The 17252-nt window shown below is 37.2% G+C and carries 16 protein-coding genes; 11 read left to right on the top strand and 5 right to left on the bottom strand.

Annotated features, from left to right (window positions below; all coding sequences use genetic code 11):
* Window positions 1-6 precede the first annotated feature (6 nt).
* From AEQSU_RS08155 to AEQSU_RS08145, 3 genes are read right to left on the bottom strand one after another with little or no spacing between them, the layout of a single operon-like run.
* Window positions 7-1473, bottom strand: coding sequence for a type I restriction-modification system subunit M (locus tag AEQSU_RS08155; protein WP_014782387.1), 1467 nt, complete (start codon window positions 1471-1473; stop codon window positions 7-9).
* Window positions 1470-2117 carry a hypothetical protein gene (locus AEQSU_RS08150; RefSeq protein WP_014782386.1) on the bottom strand — a complete coding sequence of 216 codons (648 nt, stop codon included), beginning with the start codon at window positions 2115-2117 and terminating at the stop codon, window positions 1470-1472. Before AEQSU_RS08150 ends, AEQSU_RS08155 begins: the two co-directional genes overlap by 4 nt.
* On the bottom strand, window positions 2114-3598 hold the full coding sequence (locus AEQSU_RS08145; protein ID WP_042491801.1) for a type I restriction-modification system subunit M: 1485 nt from the start codon (window positions 3596-3598) through the stop codon (window positions 2114-2116). Before AEQSU_RS08145 ends, AEQSU_RS08150 begins: the two co-directional genes overlap by 4 nt.
* Before the next feature lie 371 nt (window positions 3599-3969).
* Here AEQSU_RS08145 and AEQSU_RS08140 point away from each other — a divergent pair, with 371 nt between their 5' ends.
* Both AEQSU_RS08140 and AEQSU_RS08135 read left to right on the top strand, forming a co-directional pair.
* Window positions 3970-5559, top strand: a complete 1590-nt coding sequence (locus AEQSU_RS08140) for a tetratricopeptide repeat-containing sensor histidine kinase (RefSeq protein ID WP_014782384.1) — start codon at window positions 3970-3972, stop codon at window positions 5557-5559.
* A gap of 142 nt (window positions 5560-5701) precedes the next feature.
* Entirely contained in the window at window positions 5702-6226 is a 525-nt protein-coding gene (locus AEQSU_RS08135; protein WP_342626283.1) for a response regulator, read from the top strand.
* A 673-nt stretch (window positions 6227-6899) separates the two neighbouring features.
* On the opposite strand, the gene AEQSU_RS08125 is transcribed toward AEQSU_RS08135, so the two are convergent.
* Entirely contained in the window at window positions 6900-7076 is a 177-nt protein-coding gene (locus AEQSU_RS08125; RefSeq protein WP_014782383.1) for a histone H1, read from the bottom strand.
* A 265-nt stretch (window positions 7077-7341) separates the two neighbouring features.
* Between AEQSU_RS08125 and AEQSU_RS08120 the strand changes: the two genes are divergently transcribed.
* The 3 genes from AEQSU_RS08120 to AEQSU_RS08110 all read left to right on the top strand — a co-directional run bounded on the left by AEQSU_RS08120 (window position 7342) and on the right by AEQSU_RS08110 (window position 9406).
* Window positions 7342-8418: a hypothetical protein gene (locus tag AEQSU_RS08120; RefSeq protein ID WP_014782382.1), complete on the top strand. Its 1077-nt coding sequence runs from the start codon at window positions 7342-7344 to the stop codon at window positions 8416-8418.
* A gap of 7 nt (window positions 8419-8425) precedes the next feature.
* Window positions 8426-8941: a hypothetical protein gene (locus AEQSU_RS08115; RefSeq protein ID WP_014782381.1), complete on the top strand. Its 516-nt coding sequence runs from the start codon at window positions 8426-8428 to the stop codon at window positions 8939-8941.
* 258 nt (window positions 8942-9199) lie between these two features.
* The gene (locus AEQSU_RS08110; protein WP_014782380.1) at window positions 9200-9406 is read left to right on the top strand and encodes a hypothetical protein; all 207 of its coding nucleotides are present in this window, start codon (window positions 9200-9202) and stop codon (window positions 9404-9406) included.
* Window positions 9407-9721: 315 nt separating this feature from the next.
* Here the strand turns inward: AEQSU_RS08110 and AEQSU_RS08105 are convergent, their stop codons facing one another.
* Window positions 9722-10441, bottom strand: coding sequence for a hypothetical protein (locus AEQSU_RS08105; RefSeq protein ID WP_014782379.1), 720 nt, complete (start codon window positions 10439-10441; stop codon window positions 9722-9724).
* Between the two features lie 456 nt (window positions 10442-10897).
* Between AEQSU_RS08105 and AEQSU_RS08100 the strand changes: the two genes are divergently transcribed.
* The 6 genes from AEQSU_RS08100 to AEQSU_RS16165 all read left to right on the top strand — a co-directional run bounded on the left by AEQSU_RS08100 (window position 10898) and on the right by AEQSU_RS16165 (window position 17227).
* Window positions 10898-11125 (top strand): hypothetical protein, encoded by a 228-nt coding sequence (locus tag AEQSU_RS08100; RefSeq protein ID WP_157429260.1) that lies wholly within the window; start codon window positions 10898-10900, stop codon window positions 11123-11125.
* A 272-nt stretch (window positions 11126-11397) separates the two neighbouring features.
* Complete coding sequence (locus tag AEQSU_RS08095) at window positions 11398-12225, top strand: alpha/beta hydrolase (RefSeq protein WP_014782377.1); 828 nt, start codon at window positions 11398-11400, stop codon at window positions 12223-12225.
* A gap of 209 nt (window positions 12226-12434) precedes the next feature.
* A complete protein-coding gene (locus AEQSU_RS08090; RefSeq protein ID WP_014782376.1) occupies window positions 12435-13136 on the top strand; it encodes a hypothetical protein in 702 nt (233 codons plus the stop codon).
* Between the two features lie 222 nt (window positions 13137-13358).
* A complete protein-coding gene (locus AEQSU_RS08085; protein WP_014782375.1) occupies window positions 13359-13631 on the top strand; it encodes a hypothetical protein in 273 nt (90 codons plus the stop codon).
* A 172-nt stretch (window positions 13632-13803) separates the two neighbouring features.
* Complete coding sequence (locus AEQSU_RS16360; RefSeq protein ID WP_014782374.1) at window positions 13804-14577, top strand: DUF805 domain-containing protein; 774 nt, start codon at window positions 13804-13806, stop codon at window positions 14575-14577.
* Entirely contained in the window at window positions 14567-17227 is a 2661-nt protein-coding gene (locus AEQSU_RS16165) for an RHS repeat domain-containing protein (protein WP_014782373.1), read from the top strand. Before AEQSU_RS16360 ends, AEQSU_RS16165 begins: the two co-directional genes overlap by 11 nt.
* The last annotated feature ends 25 nt before the right edge of the window (window positions 17228-17252 follow it).

Genomic DNA, 17252 nt, shown 5'->3' with positions numbered 1-17252 from the left:
TCTCCATTAATTTTCAAGTATTTCAAATAATTCCTCCATTGAGGATTTCAAGTTATTTCCTGATTCACTCCAACTTTCAAAAGCATCTTCAAAAGGTACTATTTGATTGTCTATCTCTTTTTCAGGTTGCACATATAAACTGATATTCATATTGCCTTTATTGGCAAGAACATCTTCTGAACTAACCAATGCAGCAAAATCTTTTTGGTTTTCAAAATTCTTAAATGCAGTAAATATTTTATCAATATGCTTTTGCTCAAGCATCCCAATAGTTTTTTCTTGTTTTACTTCGTTTACCGCATTTATAAATAAAATTTTACCTTTTTTATCTTTGGCTTTATTCGTTCGTGTAATCAACAAACAAGCTTCCATTGGTGAGTTATAAAACAAGTTTGGACCAAGTCCAATTACACATTCCACCAAATCTTCTTCAATCATCTTTCTTCGCATTTCTGCTTCGGCATCTCTAAATAAAACGCCGTGTGGCCATAAGGATATTGACCGTCCGTTTTTAGCATCCAAACTTTTCTGTATATGTTGCTGAAACGCATAATCTGCACAGCCTTGTGGCGGCGTTCCCCAAAGATTACGGCCATAAGGATCGTTTACAAATGCTTTTTGGTCCCACGCTTTTATGGAGTACGGCGGATTGGCAAGGATTACATTAAAGGTTTTAAGTTGGTCGTTATGCAAAAAAGCTGGCCGCGCCAAGGTGTCGCCACGTACAATACTAAATTCCTCTATGCCGTGCATAAACATATTCATACGCGCAATGGCAGAGGTAATCAGGTTTATTTCCTGCCCATATAATTTAAGGGTTCGGTATTCCTTGCCTTCTTCCTTTAAATGCAGGGCGCAGTTAAGTAAAAGTCCGCCAGAACCGCAGGTAGGATCATACACACTTTCGCCCGGTTGCGGGTCCATAATCATCGTCATCAGTTTAACCACCGTGCGGTTGGTGTAAAACTCTGCTGCGGTATGGCCGCTGTCATCAGCAAATTCCTTTATTAAATATTCATAGGCATTCCCCAATTTATCATCGGGCACAGTAGCCAGATTTAGTTTGTGTTGGGAGTAATGTTCTATCAGGTTGGTTAGCGTTTCATCGCTCAATCTGTTTTTATTGGTCCAAGAGGCATCGCCAAAAATCCCATACAAAGTATCTGGATTGGCAGTTTCAATTGTCCGCATAGCGTCTTGCAACGCAGTACCTAAATTGGTAGTGGTTTCACGCACATCGTTCCAATGAGAACCCTCGGGAATTTGAAAGTGGTGGTTTTCTGCGAAGGAGGCGTATTCTATATCGCCATCGCTTTCTGATAATGCTTTTTCAAACTCTTCGTCATAGACATCACAAATACGTTTAAAGAACAAGAGTGGGAAGATATATTGTTTGTAATCTCCTGCATCTATGGTTCCGCGTAATTGTGTGGCTGCACCCCAGAGGTATTTTTCTAGTTGTTGTTGAGTCATATTAATTTTTGTTTTGTATCCTGCAAAAGTTTTTCAAATTGATCATCTCTTATTATCAAACTTTCTCGTTCTTTTGGATTATAAAAATTGAGATGGACTCCTTCAGTTAAAATATATAATTTTACATTTTCCAATTTTTTTGCAACTTCTATGTTTTTCCTTAATGCTTTAGCATTTCCATTTTTGGGAGTGAGTATAACAATTTGGTATATTAATGCATCAGCAATTTGTATTTCCTTTTTACCTCCCAATATTTTATACGATGCCGTTTTAGACTTTTTCAGTTCATTGATAAAGTTATTTTTAACATATAAATAATGTTCAATATCTCTATTCCAACCTAAGTCCATTTTTAAGTCAAAATAATGTGTAAGTTGATTGTTCTGTTCTATAGCTAAATCGGGCTTAAAAGTTTTTTTACGCTTTTGAGTACTTATATTGGCTGAAATAGGTTTGTCAACTAAAAATTTTAAATCATTATCATCTAAATAGTTTGCAACAAAAAGTGCAAACAAATCTTCAGCTTTTCCTGAACTTGAATGACTCATGCCACGTGTTATGTTATATCCACCATTTCCATAGCTGAGCTCTCGAGAATCAACATATGATTGAATTATTTTTTCTATAAAATCTTTATTGCTCATTGAACAAACTTCTTTAATATTATTTTAAACTTATCTTCCGCTTTTAAACTTTCATTCCAAGCAGTTTTTAAATCTGTCAATGCTTCCTCTACAGACGGTAAATTATCTTCTATTATTTTTTCCACATACAGCGGAATGTTTAGGTTATAATCGTTTTCTTTTAAATCCGCTTTAGAAGCAACTTTTACATAGTTTTCTACATCTTCATACCCATTATACCAATCAAACAATTGTTGCACATGCTCTGGTTCCAAATAATTCTGGGCCCTGCCTACGCGCACTTGTTCACTCCCGTCTATAAAAAGTACTTTTCCTTTTTTATTGGCTTCCTTGTTCTGTTTAAAAATAAGTACACAAGCTGCTAATTGGGTACCATAAAATATATTAGGCCCTAAACCAATTACCGCTTCCAGTAAATCCTGTTTTAATAATTCTTCACGTATTCTGCCCTCCGCTCCTTTTCTAAACAAGGCCCCGTGCGGTAGTACAACCGTCATACGGCCAGTGCTGTTCATAGATTTAATCATATGCTGCACCCAAGCCATATCGCCATTGCCTTTTGGCGGTACTCCTGCTATATTTCTACCAAAAGGATCGTTTACCCAATTTTCTGCACCCCATTCTTTTAAAGAAAAAGGTGGGTTTGCAATTACACAGTCAAAAGTCTTTAATCCATCTGCTTCAAAGAATGCAGGATTGCGCAAGGTGTCGCCTCTAACAATTTGAAAATCCTCAATACCGTGTAGAAACATATTCATTCTAGCAATGGAACTAGACGTTAGGTTTTTCTCTTGTCCGTATAACTTCAGAGTACGAAAATCTTCATTGTTGTGTTTTAAATTATCTACGCATTCTAAAAGCATTCCCCCAGTACCACAAGCGGGATCGTAAATAGTCTCACCTTCGTGAGGATCAAGAATCAACCCTAGCAAATGTACCACCGAGCGTGGCGTATAAAACTCCCCTGCTTTTTTATTGGTTAAGTCAGCAAAGTGTTTGATAAGGTATTCATACGAATTGCCTAGCAAATCTGAATCTACATTGCTATTGCTTAAATCGTATTGAGAGAAGTGTTCTATTAAATCATTCAGCAATCTATCCGAAAGCTTATTTTTATTGCTCCATTGTGCATCTCCAAAAATACCATAGAGGTATTCCTGATTGGCTTGTTCAATTCCACGCAAAGCCTTCTCTATAGCATGTCCAACGTTAGTAGTTGTTTCGCGCACGTCATTCCAATGACAATCTTGTGGTATTTCAAATCGGTGAAATTCTGGTAAAGAAGCGTACTCTTTATCGCCTTCAGATTCTTCCAAAGCGATTTTATACTCTTCATCATAAACATCAGAAATTCGCTTAAAGAAAAGCAGTGGGAAGATATATACTTTAAAATCAGAAGCATCAACTGGACCTTTTAAAATCCAGGCCGCTTTTGATAGATACTGTTCTAATTGGGATAGGGTAATTTTTTCTTTGGACATTAATTGGTTGGGTAATTTTGGTTTTTCTTCAAATATAAAACAATACAAACGCATCCCATTACGGGAAACCGCATTTGCATAAATTAATCGGGGGAGAAAATCAAATATATTAAATCCATTATGTACTTCAACAATAAAAAAGCTTTTCTCGATAAAGCGTAATTAAAAAAAATCCAACAGTCCAACAATCCAACAATCCAACAATCCAATAATCTAAAAATCCCCTAATCGCTCTTCGCTAACTCCTAATCCCTAACCTAACGCGGTTTTACTTCGGGTAATTAACAATTACTTCCTATTTTTGAAAAATTAAGAAACTCCTATTTTCATTTCTCTTTTTTTGCCTTATCATAGGCATTTTGCCAAATACAATGATCGGTCAATATAATATTGACAGCACAACCTATCACTATAATCATATTATAAATCCACAGCACAGTTCAGATTTTCCGAAGGCGATTACTTATTACACAGGTTTAAAGGAAAAGCACCTAAGGGACAAGAACACCTATGGTGCGATAGAGGATTTACGGATGATTGCCATCGCTGAGTTTGAAATGGGAAATAATTTTGAAAGTGAAACGGCTTTTGTGGATGCCTTGGAATTAATAGATAATTCTCCATTTGCAGATACTTTGGTTGACGCTAAAAAGGGACTTTACAATCAGTTGGGTAGAATCTACAGGGCTACGCATCGATTTGAAGAGTGCATTGATGCCTATGGCAACGCCTTACGCTTTTCGGCTAACCAGAATGATAGCCTTACTCTTTTAAACAATATAGGGAATGTTTATATGGATATGGGGCGGTATAAAAAAGCCTTGGAGCAATTTGACCTTGCATTGATAAAAGGTGGCGTAAAGGAAAATACAGTGTCCTTTGCCAGGTTGTTAAACAATAAGGGAGTGGCACTGGCAAAAACTGGTGAAAGTGCGGCAGCATTAGCAAATATGCAGCAGGCTCTGGCACTGAGAGAAAGCAAAAATGATATGGCGGGGAAATATTCCAGCTATAAAAGTCTGGCGCTCTATTATTTTGACCAAAACGATACAAAACAGGCATTGGATTATGCGAACAAAGCCTACGCCGTGGCGAATACAATGAACGGCCTTTCTTATTTGGAAGATGCGCTTTCTGTGTTTGTAACAATGAGCCCTGATCCTAAAATTGTACAGTTTGAAAAAATAACTGATAGCATCGCCACAGAAAAGCAATTGGCAGAGAATAAAAATGCTTTTATGAAGTACAATGTGGAGAAGGAACGCAAAAATACCGTTGCCGCCCAATTGGAAAAGGAAAAGCAGAAGACCTGGACGATACTGCTTTTGGCTTTGGCTTCAGTAGGATTTGTGGTTGCCGTTGTCCTCTATTTAACAATAAAATACAAACACAAACAAGAGAAGGTTCAACAAGTACAAACCACTGAAAAGCGTATTTCGAAAAAGGTACACGACGAAGTGGCAAACGATGTGTACAGGCTGATGGCCAAACTACAGAGCAAGCCCGTCGGGAAAGATGAGATTCTGGACGATCTGGAATCTATCTACAACAAGAGTAGAGATATCTCCAAAGAAAACAGTGTCGTTGCTGTTGAGAATTTCCAAGAAGTGCTCTCAGATCTGTTGTTGGGTTATGAGAACCAGCAGGTATCGGTAATCCGACGTGATGTTGGCATCATTGATTGGAGCACCGTATCTGATATCAAAAAAACCAATCTCTACAGGGTATTGCAGGAGTTGATGACCAATATGGCAAAGCATAGTAACGCTACTGCGGTGGTGCTTAATTTTGATCAAAAAGGAAAAACTATTGCCATTAAATATGCCGATAATGGGAAGGGTTGTACAATAAAATGCAAAAATGGGCTTCAGAATGCGGAATCCCGCATAGCAGCGATAAACGGAACTATTACTTTTGAATCAGAACCAAATAAAGGGTTTAAAGCAACTATAATTATTTGAGTATGTTTAAAAAAGTGCTTATTTCAGACGACCTAGATTGTATCAACCAAGGCGTCATCTCTGTTCTGCATGCTTTAAAGATTGAAGCCATTACAGAAGTTGTGTATTGCGATGATGCCTTCTAAAAATAGAAAAGGCAATTTTGGAGAAGGCCCCATTTGATTTGTTGATAACAGATCTCTCCTATACCCCCGACCATAGAGAACAAACATTTACTTCTGGGGAAGAACTGATAGCCGCACTAAAACGAAAACATCCCGAATTGCCCATTATAGCCTATTCCGTAGAAGACCGACTGCAAAGGGTGCGCTCTCTTATTATGCACCACAAGCTAAACGCTTATGTGTGCAAAGGCAGAATAGGGCTGGAAGAACTGAAAACTGCAATAAATAGGGTTTTTAATGGAGAGATCTATCTTTCATCCCAAGTGGAAAATGCCCTCTCCAGAAAGACCACTCCTGTTATAGAAGATTACGATATCGCCCTAATGGCGCAACTTGCAAACGGTCTGTCCCAAAAGGAGATAAGTGAACACTTTCGGGATGTAAACATTCTGCCAAATAGTTTGAGCTCTGTAGAAAAACGGGTAGGGAAACTTTGTATTCACTTTAAAGCCAAGAATGCCATCCATCTCGTGGCAATGGTAAAAGATTTAGGATTGATTTAATTGAAAGGGTCTTGGGTTCTCGGTTCTCGACTTTAAAAAAATAATCATCACTTTAAGGAATCCCGCAAAAACAATCGTGCAGAGCTTCTTTTCTTTGCATTGGGAATAACATTTCATATTTTGGGGAGAATTGTTTTGCCCAGTTTCCATAAACCGTTCTATTGTGTAAGTAGGGCGGTTTATTTTTTGAAGCAGGTTTCCGATGGTCTCTAGATGGCGAACTTTCCTGTTTCTTGTTTTTCGTTTCCAAGACAATAGTAATATCAAAACGGAATCATCATATCCAACATTCTTTAGCAGTCGTTTCTCGTTAGAGTGTAATGCATTGAATGGATTGCTGTCATTCAAATTTTGATTATAAATTCAATAAATTTAAAACAATACAGAAGCAACCTATTATGAGATTTCGCATTGGAAACTAATTATTATTGGGAAGAAAATCAAATAAATATAATTTACAAAACAATCCGTTTATAAAAGTGTTTTTCTTGTTTGATCGTCATAAGCTAGAGCAAAGAACTAAGAGATGTACTTGTACTTGGAACATCTAACTCCCTATTTTTCCTATAGTCTTCAACTACTAACTAGTTTAATAAAAAAAGGCCGGCGTTTTAAACACAGGCCTTTTAAATAGAAACATATCGGCATTAATATGCTGATAGTTTTACTTTTATTATTTTTTCGATTCTTCGATAGAAACTTTTCTAAATTGTTTTAATAATTTCTCCAATTCAAGCGTTGATTTTCTCGCTCTTGCTCCTGCAGCTTTAACTCCTTTTTCTGTAAGTGAATCTGATTCTGTTTTAAAGGTTTCAAATTCTCCGTGGATTTTTTCGATTAATTCTTTCATACTATTTTTTTTAAAAATGAATCACGAAAATAAAGTTTACCACTGTTAAAAAAAAGAAGATTAACCTAAAATATTGTTATTTAAACATCTCTTATTTTAAGAAGAAGATTTTGATTAGGGTGTTTTGGTCAACGCATTTCACTTTTTTGCCAATCACCCAACCCCAAATGCCTTCAGGAAAACCCTAATCAATTTGGGGGATTTACCCCTAACCTTTTAATTGTTAATTGTTTACATTTGTTATGTAATTCTAAATAACTTAACTATGAAAAACCTACTAGTCCAAAAAATGAAACAGGCTGGGTTTGTTTTAATGATGGGAATGGCATTTATTTCCTGCGAAAAAAACCCAATTACCTTAGTATTGCACAATCCTATTTATCCAACGGGGAGCCAAGCTGTTACTTATAACGCTGAACGCGTAACGGATGGCAGCATTAGCGATGCAAAACTGTATGAAACCGTAAATACTATAAACAATAGTGGTAGTATTACTTCCACTGGCACAGAAACCTTATTGCAAACTTGGAACAGCCCGAGTGGCGATTTGAGTTTTACAAAACCCAGTGGTCACGGAGATAACAAATTGGTAACCTACCGTTGGGTCTTCACTACGCCAGACCAGACCAAGACCTTTAAGGTTACTTATGCCACCAGACCTTATCCAGTAGCGAATATTCCTGCTCCGGTTTATGTGCAAGGCGATCCAGATGATGTGTTTGACTTGGTATTTATCCCAGATACTGATGTAACTAGTATGAATACCTTTTATACAAACTGTAGAGGTGCCATCCGCGAGGCTTTTTTTGAAGAACCTCATACACAGTTTTGGAGACGACAATATAATTTTTATATAAACAAGGAAAAAGGTCACGCCACTGATTATGATCATACTGAGACTGATGGGTATCATGTAGCGCCTTCAAACAACGCCTATTTAAGCTTTGCAGAAGGCAAGGTTATTATGCATCAATTGGATCTACGTGATTATAGAATGGGCAGCCTTTTTTCAACAGAAATGCAAAACAGGGGAACCATTATGCACGAAAGTGGTCACGCTTTCTATAGCCTTGCGGATGAATATTCTGGAGGGGTGCATTGGCAAGAAGAGGTGTTGCCAAACAATTGGACCACTCTTGCAGGAGCCCAAGCGGCATCTACAGGCTACGGAAGTTGCAAGCAAAGTTCTGATGCTGTACAAATAGACGATAGTGGCTATCACCGCTTGTGTGTATCCAACTGCCAAATGGGCCACTATGTCTCTCAAACACGCCCTACAGGCTATGATTGTCCTGGTCAAAGCAGAATAACCTATGTAGTTTTTGATAACGCTTCAAATTAAAAAAACCATGAAAACACTCAAAAAAGTATTTTTTATAATGGCTTGCCTATTCTTAACAATAGCTGCAAAAGCCCAAGAAGAAAACAACGAGCAAAAGCGCGAGCGAGTAGAAAAAAGCACCAAGCCTTTTAACCCGAGCTATTTTTCGCTCTCTGAAAACTCTTTTTATGTTTTGGAAGCGATGATAGTAAACAATCAAATTGTTATTGACAGCACTGCCACCATTTCTGTAGTACCGGGAAAACTACCTTACCCCAGCGGCAATTTTAAAGTGGCCGTTATGGATAAGCAGGGAAAACAAATCACTGAATATTTTATGCAGGACCCTTTGAATATTCATTCCTGTGAAGGAGAAAATAACCATGTTGGTTCCTTGAAAAATGGACGTGTGTTTATATCGCTGCCAAAAAACAATAGTATAGGCAAACTTATTTTTAGTCGTGACAAAGAACGAATTGGCACTGTAGATATAGGAGATCTGATTGTAAAAACGCAGCGAGATCCTACAAAAGGAGAGCAGTAATTAATAATAGATTTTGTTTTATAAAAGCTTCTGGGAAACTGGGGGCTTTTTTTTGGTAGTGGGTGGTGAGGAGTAGGTAGTGGGTAGTGGGTAGTGGGTAGTGAGTGGTAATTAGTGGGTGGTGGGTGTTTCTGTTTTTAACTTTTAAGAGGGAAGCGTTTGTTAAATAATGTTAGGAAGAATTGTAAAATCCTACGGTTTTAATAGCTTGTATCACTAATGCTAAAAGAGTATTCAAAATAATTAAAACTATAAATTATGGACAAGAAAACCCCAATGCTGGACCCAAAAAAGAAAAACGAACAAAAAATTGAAGATCAGGATTCTCAGGGGGATCCTAACTCTAGACCAGACACTCCAAAAGAGCCTACAAAGGAAGAACCAGAAAAAGTTCCAGAATCTAACGATCCTGCAGGCTATAGCGAACCCGATAATATTAAGGAATCACCTTATAAAAAGAAATAGGGTTTTAACTGCAGAGACTTAGGACCGCTGCGATATAGGAATTAAGACTTAAGACTTAATTTTGAAGGTTATATTGTCTTGAGATAAAAAGATTTAGATAGCTCTCGGTTCGAAAATCAATTTGTCTTGTTTTAAAAAGCGATAGCAGTTTCAAATTTGTACTAAGAACCCCTTCCGTCCGCCGATTGAAATTTATACATTAAGGAAAAATCTTGCGGCGGACACCTTCCCCTTAATTAAACATTTTGCTTCTAATTGAAATTTTTTAAGAGAGGAAGGAGCGTTTTGATCCCGATAGCTAACGGGACGGGATTGTTAAAAATCTTTGCCTTTCACAAAAGTGGCACCAAAAGGAGCGAGAGCGTTTTTGTAGGTCAACTTAAAATTCTTTTTGGTATTGGTATCTACTTTGGTTTCTACCTCTACTCCTTCAAGATCAAATGAAATGCCTACATCTACCCCACTTTCTTTTTCTAAAGAAACCTCAACGCTTTCGGCATAAAACAAGGATTGAGTGAGGTAATTGCTCTTTATATGTTTTTTGTATAATCTAGATTCCTTCTCTGAAAATGCTGATAATGCGTGCATAGTTTCTATTCCGGGCGAATCTATATTGGTGATTCTTGATTTTGTTACTTTATTTACTTTTATGGAAAGTTCTTTTGCATTCTTTACATTTCCTGTAAAACCAATATTGAAAAGCGAAGGAAGATTGAAACCGAGATCTATAATCTGGTCTTTATTAAATTCAAAATCGGGAATGGAAGCTTCATATTTGGGTACTGCCAGTAAGCTTACTTTAAACCTTTTTAATTCATTATTTTCAAAAAGATAGCCTATCAAATTTTTACCTGTAGTTCTCCAGTTTCTGCCGTTCCAATCAAATATCTCGCATAAAATGGTATCTGTAGAGGAATGTGGCAGCAAATCGATATCCTGCCATTTAAAGATTTCGGAGGCAAGAGGCCTTCTATTAATAATTGAAACTCCAAGTGCCAGCTCCATTTCTGCGGTTAATGCTTGATTTGTCGACATATTATTCTAAAATTAATTTGTTATAAATACTACCGAAAATTCTCCTATTGATATAAAACGAATATTCCCATAAATAGTAAAAAACTCAGCTAAAGTGAATCATTTCAAGAAAGTAAGTTTCAATAATTCTAAAACGATTCAGGAGAAAGTGCAAAAGCTAGTATCCCAAATATATGAAAATAAGCGATAGGTTTTACTTGTATTGCTAGTATAAAATAAAGGAAGGACTTGTTTTTCAGGATATTACACCCAAAACATCGTATGAAATTCTTAAAATTTATTTTCCTGATCTGTTATTTCTTCACTTTTAATGCTCTTGCAAAAATTCCGCTCGATGATAGGGAAGTTAAAATGACCAACTTTTAGCGAAGTTTTAGCTAAAGGAACAAAAAGTTGTTAAGAATGAAAATTTTGATGGCCAATCGGACTGCGTGGCGAAGGAACAATTCAAGGCAAATGATATCATTTACGATATTAGATATAGGTGAGATAAAACCTGAAATTAGAACTGTAAACAATGAAGCCATAAAAACAAGTTTTAATAAGGATGACGTTCTAGATAATACGTTGGAATACTATACAAACGGGAAGCAAAAGAGAACAAAAAGTGATAACTCTTATAAAATTACAGAGTTCATAGAAAATGGAGAAATGTGGGAAGCTACGATAAAAACGGAAAACTAGTTGAAATCCTTTTTGCTCATTATCCTTCTATGATAGCGACAGCAAAAGATTAAAAGTTTTTTGGAAAGAAATTAATTTTTCTTAATTCTTGCTTCTCGTTTCTTTCATCTTGGTTCTTGGTTCTTGTTTCTGGTTTCTGGTTTCTGGTTTCTAGTTTCTTGTTCAAAACTTGATTAAGAATTGGGTTTATTCAATAGGAGTTAGACATTTTTTTTAACGTTCCCTTATTAATCGCTGTTTATTCAAAAAGCTACCTTCCCACAAAAAATTATATGCGCTTAACTGCTATGCTTCTATTATCTTTTCTTGGAATTCTTTTTACTGGTTGTGCTGCCAAAAAGCACAAGGATATTTCGTACATCGAAAAACCCAATCCAAATATTGCACAAACTCCAAAGCTGAATGTTTTTACTCCCAGAAAAACTTCAAAAGAAAAGTTGCCTGTTTTGATTTTTCTATATGGTGGCAATTGGAATAGCGGCAGTAAAGATACGTATGGTTTCTTTGGAAGAAATTTCGCCAAAAAGGATGTTATTACCGTCATTCCAGATTACACCTTAAGTCCAGAAGTGAACTATGACGAAATGGCCAAACAAACCGCCCAAGCCATAAAATGGACCAAGGAGCATATTGCAGAGTACAACGGCGACCCTGAGCGTATCTATGTTACCGGGCATTCCGCAGGAGGACACTTGGTTTCATTAGCCACAATGAATCCTAAATACGGTATTGACTCAACAACAATTTCAGGAATCATTCTCAATGACGCTGCGGGACTCGATATGTATAATTATCTTCAAAAAGATCCGCCAACAACGGAAAACAACTACCTAACCACTTGGTCCAACGATCCAGAAGTTTGGAAAGCTGCTTCGCCAATATATTTTATCGATGAAAACACGCCGCCAATTATGATGTATTTGGGCAGTAAAACCTACCCATCTATCAAAGAAAGTAATCGCAGGTTTTTAAACGCCCTCCATCCTTTTCAACCGGAAGTGGAGCCTATTATACTTCCAAAAAAGCACATTCCAATGATTTTGCAATATTTATGGCCTTGGAGCAAACGGTATGATGAGATTGTTGGGTTTATGAAGTAGACAAAAGTTGGGTGACAGAAGGCAGGAAACAGGAGACAAGAAACAAGAGAAAGAACAAAGAGAAAAGAGACGGATGCTGGGTGACAGAAGGCAGGAGAATGGAGACAGGAGACAAGAATTTGAAACTTGAAACCTGAAAATAGAAACTTTAAACCAAAAACCTATTTTCACTACTTTTGGTAAATGATTGTATCATATTAATTCCAAGTATGAAAAAATTATCCTTTGCTTCCGCTCAAATTTTAGACGTAGCGAGTTTTAAAGATTTAGTTGCTACACCTTTTCGAGGTGAAATTAATGCAATGTGTTGGCAGCGTAAATTGGTTGGTGATTTTTCTGAGATTACTGAAAAAGTTGTCTGCGATGGAAACATGACGACCGTAACTCCAGAGGAACTTCTCGAACTTCAGTTGAGTGAGCAAGGAAAACTTGCTCGAGAGATTCTTTTAAACGACTTAAAACTATTGGAGTCCCACGGCGCAGCTCCTATTCTAAATGTAATTGAGAATTATGAGCGAGATGAAGACTTTCCGCTGTTTCCGACTGATGTATATTCTTATCATGTAGATCGTTCTCCTGTTCCAACTGATACATTTCTATGTACTTATTTTGGTGCTTCAAGTGACATAATTCCAAATGATCAAGCCATTCAAAAAGTACTTGTTCCCGAAATACGTGCTAAACTCAAAAAATTATATGAAGGAGAAGAAGGCGCTGGTTTTGAAGAATTTTTAAGTGAATACTTCTTTGATCTGCATTACAACGCCATCCCAAATGCTGAGCCCATCAATTTAGGCATTGGCAACTTATGGCGGTTGGCGGTGGATCATCCTAAAAGTAAAGTGCTTCCTTGTGTGCATCGGGCGCCAAAGGAGAATGATGGAGAGAGGCGGTTGTTATTGATTTGTTGATTTGTTGGAGCGAAGAGGCAAGATGCAAAAGACAAGAACCAAGAACCAAGAACCAAGAGACAAGAGACTAGAGACTAGAGACTAGAGACTAGAGACTAGAGGAAAGAACCAAGAAATGAGAGACGAGTTTGTAAAATCAGTTCAAAATAATTCTCCGATTCAAAAATTCAAAGAAAAGTTCTAGACAGTAAATTTATTATTTTAGCTTTTAAATTGGTAATTATGAACGAACGTCCTACTGCCATCGCTGGGCTACTTAGTTGTGTTTTGGCGGTTATTTGCTTTATATTTTTGCTTTACGCGGGCAATGGTACCGAGGATGTGCTTAGTTTATTATTTGTTGTTTTTGTTTTTCTCGCTATAGTTTTTAGCGCGATTAGTCTTTTTATTAAAAGAAATACGATGGCCTGGATTGCTTTGGGTATTGGTGGCCTTTTCGGTTTGCTTTTCTTGGCAGTGTTACTATTAATGATGGATTTTCGCGTGATTTGTTGATTGATTTATGGAAGAGAAAAGAGCCAAGAAGAAAGAGCCAAGAGACAGGAGCAGAAACAAGAAACAAGAACCAAGAAACAAGAAACAAGAAACTTAAAATAATAAAAATCCTCTTTTCAATTTGGAATATTCATTTTGATTAATTTATATTGCGCATTAGTTATTTTAACAAATGTTTAAGAATCCTTTTTCGTTTAATGGCCGAATCCGCAGAACCGAGTTTGGTATTAGTTACGCATTATCGCTGTTCTTCATATATGGCTTTGCTATTGCTATTGAAGGGTTTAATCTTGGTGGGTATCAGTTAATTGTTCTCTTTGCGGCAAGTTACTGGTTTATGTTTGCGCAAAGTGCCAAACGTTGCCACGATCTTGGTAATAATGGTTTTTACCAGTTTATCCCTTTCTATATTTTTGTGCTCCTTTTTAGTGAGGGCCATACTCGAAGCAATAAATACGGAGCAGATCCCAAACTTTCGGAACTGCAAACTAACGAGGTACAGTTAATCACGCCAGCCAAAAAATTAACCCTTCCGAAAGGAAAAAGTAAGGAAACCATTGGTAGCGAATTGCTAAGCGGCATACTTCTTACCACGCTAGCCGTAGCCTTACTAAGTTATTTTTTAGGCAATGATGACTGGATATATTTTATTATTGAAAGCATCCTGATTATGGCAGGCTATTTAATGGTGTTGCTATTGAGTTTTAAAATGAATCCGCTGCCGCATTTACCAATCTATTTTATCGTGCATAGAGCCATTTTTAGCGTTGGTTGGTATGTTGTTTTTTTGGGATATGAAATATTCAGCAACAATCTAACCTATTTCGACTTTGCCGCCATTGGTGGGGATTTACTTTATATACTATCCACTTTTATACTTACCTATATTCCCTACTATATTTATAAAATTCAAAAAAAACCAAACCTAATTCCGCTTGAAGCCTAAACATCATCTTATTATTTCGGCAGTGGCAATAGCTTTTATAGTCATGCTGGCTTTTGCCAAGAACACAAAGGTTACCACGAGCATCCGTTGGAGCGAGCGCTTGCTTAACTGGGATGATTTTCCTGTTATCGATAACATTCCAGGTGATTATCATGCTATGGTTTATTCAGACATACAATTTGAAGGCAATCGGGAGGATAAATCCCTTCGTATTTACGCACAAATGATTCCCTATAAATCTGGCCGGGTTACAAAAGAAGATACGGAAACAGACCAACTGCTCATTCACGAGCAAAACCATTTTAATATTACGGAATATCACGCGCGTCTTTTTCGAAAAGAAGCTATTGGCATAGGCTTAGAAAATTTAACAAATTCCGAATTGCAACGTCTTGGTAAGAAATATTTAGCGAAAATAGATACCATGCAGTTTCAATACGACCAAGAATCCAAGCATAATATTGAATGGACTATGCAGCGCTATTGGGAGCTTCACGTTGCGGGTTTGTTGCGCGAAACCGCTCATTATGCAAGTCAAGATCTGTATAGCTATCAAGAGTTTTTTGCCGAAACCACACCTTGGCACCGAAGAGTTTACAACACTGTGGAAGGCGAACTACTTACCTCCTACCCAGAAAATACTGAAAACAGTCGTTATGGCGAGGTGTATCATATTGAAAAGAATGCGGACAGCACACTTGTAAAATTCTACCAAAACGGGAAACCTACCAACGGCGGTTATTTTGAAGCAGCTTTGGCGATAATTACACATCCAAATTCCGCCACCCGCGAGGTGAAATTATTTGATGCGGAGGGAAAATCTTTTTCCAATAAAACAGAAGCCCACATCACTAGAGTCTTGAAAGATACTGAAGGCAATATTACTCGAACCTATTTCGACGCCAACGAAAAACAGGTTTCCAACGAAGGAATATTCACACTAAAGGGAAAATGGAATGCCGCCAAAAAAAGTATGTATTCTACTTATTTTGATGAAAACGGCTTTGCGGTAATGCGTCGCGGCGCGTTTCAAGAACTTCGGGAAATGGGCGACAATAAAGTCACTAAGAAGATTTCCTATTTTGATAAATCTGGAAAACCGATGCGCGACAAAGATTTTGCATCCGTTTATGAATACGAGTCTGATGAAAACTTAATGGTTACCAAGCTTAAACAGTTTGATGTTGATGGCAACTATTCTATCGTACTGGACGGTTATATTACCGTTTATGAACATGATGAGCGCGGCAATACAACTTCCGAAGCATATTTCGATAAACTTGGAAACAAAGTCGCAAACGTAAACGGCGTTCATAAATACACCTATACTTATGATCTATATGACAATTGTACTGATATGCGAAAATTCAACATTCGCAATCTTCCCACTAAAGGGTCGGATGATTATCATCAGCTAGTAAACCTTTATGATACTTTGGGGAGAATTACTTTCTCCGCAAATTATTATCCAAATTATGTTTTGAAGTTTACAGACAATAAAGATGGCGCAACCGCCAAAGAATTTTTAGGAGATTCCCTCGTAAACATTAAAAATGTGGACGCCTATGGAATGGAAACTGTAAACGATCTGGGAATATCCTTCACAAAGCAATTCCTAAACGCTAAAAAAGAAGTTGTAAAAGAACAATTTTTTGGAACCGAAAGAAACTGGGCGAAAACAGAAAACGGTGTAGGTTTTTACACTTATAAATATGATGAAAGAGGCAACCAAACCGAGTTAATAGCCTATGATTCCCTCGGAAAAACAAAGGCTTGGCAAGAAGATGTTGCAACTAGCCGTTGGGAATACGACAAAAACAACAACAGAATCAAAACCACCTATTTTACTGTAGATGATGAATTAGCAGATGCCTTACAAAACACAACCTATAACGAGTTTAAGTTTGATGCCAATAGTAATTTGGTGGAACGCAGCAATTATGATAAAAATAAGCAGCCCAGTATTTATGATGGTGCATTCCGAACGACTATGGTTTTAAACCGTTTTGGAAAGGATTCCATAGTGACCAATTATGACGTAAAAAATCAAATGGTTACTGGCGCAAGCATTACGAGATACTATTATAATCCACAAGGACTGCTGACTTCCGAAAGCTACTACAATCAAAAAAACCAGCCAGCGCTCAACGAAATTGGCGTTCACAAAACGATCTATCTGCGAGATAAATATGATAGGTATTTTGGTTACACCTATTTCGGCAAAAATGGTGAAAGGGTGAACAGCACCGAAGGTTTTTCTAGTATGGAAATGGAATTGACCACTTCAGGATTTGTGCGAAGTTATTCATATTACAACACTAAAAAGAAACCCACACTAGGCCCAGAAGGATTCCACAGTCTAGAGAATCACTTTAATGATATGGATGAAGTGCAGCGTTCCAAAACTTTTGGGACGGACCAAAAGCTTTTAAACAATCAAGAAGGAGTTGCAGACTATGTATATCAAATAGACAAAAGCGGCAGAACATTGCGTATTTCACTTTATGATGCAAACGGCAACCTAACAGAAGACTCCAGTGGCATTGCCGAATATTTCTACACACCCACCCAAAACGGTCTTTTCTATCTGGATAAACAGCTTGACGCGGAAGGCGAAGAAGTTGCGGAGGAAATAGGAACGAATCACTAACGTTTATTGAGAGTAATTTTTTTGA

It is taken from the genome of Aequorivita sublithincola DSM 14238, from assembly GCF_000265385.1.
In the GTDB taxonomy this organism is placed as follows: domain Bacteria; phylum Bacteroidota; class Bacteroidia; order Flavobacteriales; family Flavobacteriaceae; genus Aequorivita; species Aequorivita sublithincola.
This window is presented reverse-complemented; position numbering and strand designations above follow the sequence as displayed.